Raw genomic sequence first — 2,802 nt, 5'->3', positions numbered from 1 at the left:
TTAGATATATAATACTTTATTTTATATCATAAAGTAAAGTTCAAATTATCAGAAAAAATGAATTTCGATGAGAAATGATTTGTAGTAATAAGGTTGGTACACGGTTACAAAATTCACTCAGAAGCTATCGTATGCTTGGTTTCAGCCTTTGCTTACGAAAGTATGTGCCAAATGACAGTCCAAACATTTTAAGCTATAATTGAAAACGTTGTGACGACCCTTCACCTACTAGAAAGGGGTTTTTTTATGATTAAATTACATAACGTCGGTAAAAGCTTTTCACGGTTTCAGGCTATTAAATCTGTGTCCTTAACGATAGATAAAGGGGATATTCATGGAATTATTGGAGCTAGTGGAGCTGGTAAATCCACCTTGCTGCGGCTAATGAATTTGTTGGAACTCCCAGATGAAGGTGAAGTAGAAGTGAATGGTCAAAAGTTAACAAATTTGAGCAGCAAAGAACTTCGACAAGCACGAAAATCAATCGGGATGATCTTTCAACATTTTAATCTAGTGGCGAATAAAACGGTTTACGAGAATGTAGCTGTACCTCTAGAGTTGGCAAGCTTTCCAAGAAACGAACGCAAAAGTCGAGTAGTGGAGTGTCTACGATTTGTTGGTCTGGAGAATTTGATAGACAAATATCCTGCACAATTAAGTGGTGGACAAAAGCAGCGCGTTGCCATTGCAAGAGCATTAGCGAATAAACCCCAAGTTTTGTTGTGTGATGAACCGACTTCTTCGCTTGATCCAAATACAACTGCTGAAATATTAGAGGTATTAGAAAATATAAATAAAAACCTCGGAGTTACAATTGTCATTGTCAGTCATGAGATGGAAGTGATTAAAAGTATATGTAATCGCGTAACTGTAATGGCTGCAGGGGAAATATACGACACAGTAATAATCGAACCAAAAAGGATTCAACTTATAGACAATAGTCCAAGATACTTTGTAGAACAATTAACAAAGGATGGTGAGATGGACAATGCCTGATATATTAGTTCAATATGAAGCTGAAATATGGGTGTCTATTGGAGAAACCTTTGTAATGGTTGGTATGTCTATTTTAGCTGCAGTTTTATTTGGCCTCCCAGTTGGGACTTTACTTTACCTTTGCAAGAAGGGACAAGTTCTTGAGAATCGGTTTGTTTTTTCGACTTTAAATTTATTAGTAAACATTACTCGTTCTTTTCCTTTTTTGTTGTTAGTAGTTTTTTTAATCCCATTTACAAGACTAATTATTGGGACAGCAATTGGCACAGCGGCCGCAACAGTTCCGTTGTCAATAATAGCTATCGCACATTATTCTCGGTTAGTAGAGCAATCTTTGTTGGACGTACCAAGAGGCGTAATGGAAGCAGCTATTTCAATGGGTGCTTCTGTTAAGGAAATTATATTTAAATTTCTTTATGTGGAAGCTCGTTCGGGACTTGTTCTCGGTTTAACAACATCGATTATTAGTTTTATTTCATATTCGACAATTATGGGGGTTGTCGGAGGTGGTGGTATAGGAGATTTTGCTATTCGGTACGGATATCAACAATTCAAAACAGAGTTAATGATTTATATGATTATCATTATGGTCATACTGGTACAGCTCATCCAATTTATCGGAACAACTGTATCAAGAATGATTGATAAAAGATAAATACCAGGAGGAAGAAAATGAAGAAAATAATTTTTCTAATTACAATGCTAATGTTAATTTTAGCTGGTTGTGGGCAAGAGAATGAGGCGAAAGATAAAGAAAATGTAGACAAGGTTCAAGAAGAAGTAACATTGAAAGTAGCTTCGTTAATTCCACCTATGACGGAAATCCTTGAACTTGTTAAACCAAAACTAGCGGAGGAATCCATTAATCTTGAAATTGTTGTACTAAGTGATAATGTTCAACCTAACAGTGCTTTAGCGGCAGGTGAAGTGGATGTGAACTTCTTCCAACACGTTCCTTATATGGAGGAATTCAATCGAAACAATGATGCAGAACTAGTTCCAGTTGTACCTATATACTTTGCGAATTATGGCGTATATTCTAAAGAATATAAAACAATCGACGAACTTCCGGAAGGTTCCGTCATTGCCATTGCAAATGACGTTTCGAATATAGACCGTTCTTTGGCTTTGTTAGCTCAACATGGTGTAATCACTTTGCAAGATAAAACAGGACCATACTACACGAAAGCTGATATTGTGGACAACCCTAAAAACATAAAGTTTGAGGAAGTCGATTTGTTAATGTTAGCGAGAATGTACGATGACGCAGATGCAGTAATCATGACACCTGCTTATGCTGCACCACTTAATTTGACACCAAAAAGTGATGCACTACTAACGGAAGGTGTAGAAAATGACTTTGCGATTACTCTAGTAGCACGCAAAGATAATGCTGATTCAGAGGCGATCAAAAAGTTAGCAGAAGCAATGACGAGTGAAGAAGTACGCGAATTTTTAAAAGAAAACTATGATGAAACTGCAATTCCAGCATTCTAATACAGTTAGAAAGAAAGGGTCTATTCAAGTTGTTTATACAACTGAGAGTGGACTTTTTTTTATAAAACTGTAAGCGAGACCGATAAGAACAATATTAGTTTGAAAGAACTTGGAATATGTTTCAAAAACCTGTAAATATTTTATGAGCCGCAAGTACTAAAATGTTCTCAATGCTTTCTGTTTAAGCATTAACTGACAAAATGTACACCTATTTTACGACATAATGTTATATAATGAATACGTAGTATTTTAAAGTTCATTCAATAACTAATAAAATACTATCAGAGGTTTAACTAGCTTTTAATTAAT

General features: G+C 35.5%; 3 protein-coding genes. All 3 read left to right on the top strand.

The features are described from left to right. Positions 1–246 precede the first annotated feature (246 nt). Genes AN959_RS20325 through AN959_RS20315 form a run of 3 tightly spaced genes read left to right on the top strand, consistent with a single transcriptional unit; the run spans position 247 to position 2,493 of the window. Positions 247–996 carry a methionine ABC transporter ATP-binding protein gene (locus AN959_RS20325; protein WP_056833449.1) on the top strand — a complete coding sequence of 250 codons (750 nt, stop codon included), beginning with the start codon at positions 247–249 and terminating at the stop codon, positions 994–996. Beyond that, positions 989–1,651: a methionine ABC transporter permease gene (locus AN959_RS20320; protein WP_053591176.1), complete on the top strand. Its 663-nt coding sequence runs from the start codon at positions 989–991 to the stop codon at positions 1,649–1,651. The genes AN959_RS20325 and AN959_RS20320 overlap by 8 nt, the downstream gene beginning before the upstream one ends. Before the next feature lie 17 nt (positions 1,652–1,668). Then, on the top strand, positions 1,669–2,493 hold the full coding sequence (locus AN959_RS20315) for a MetQ/NlpA family ABC transporter substrate-binding protein (RefSeq protein WP_053591177.1): 825 nt from the start codon (positions 1,669–1,671) through the stop codon (positions 2,491–2,493). The last annotated feature ends 309 nt before the right edge of the window (positions 2,494–2,802 follow it).

This window comes from Psychrobacillus sp. FJAT-21963, from assembly GCF_001420585.1.
Classification (GTDB): Bacteria; Bacillota; Bacilli; order Bacillales_A; family Planococcaceae; genus Psychrobacillus.
Note: the sequence above shows the minus strand (reverse complement) of the source record. Positions and strands in the feature narration are given on the sequence as shown.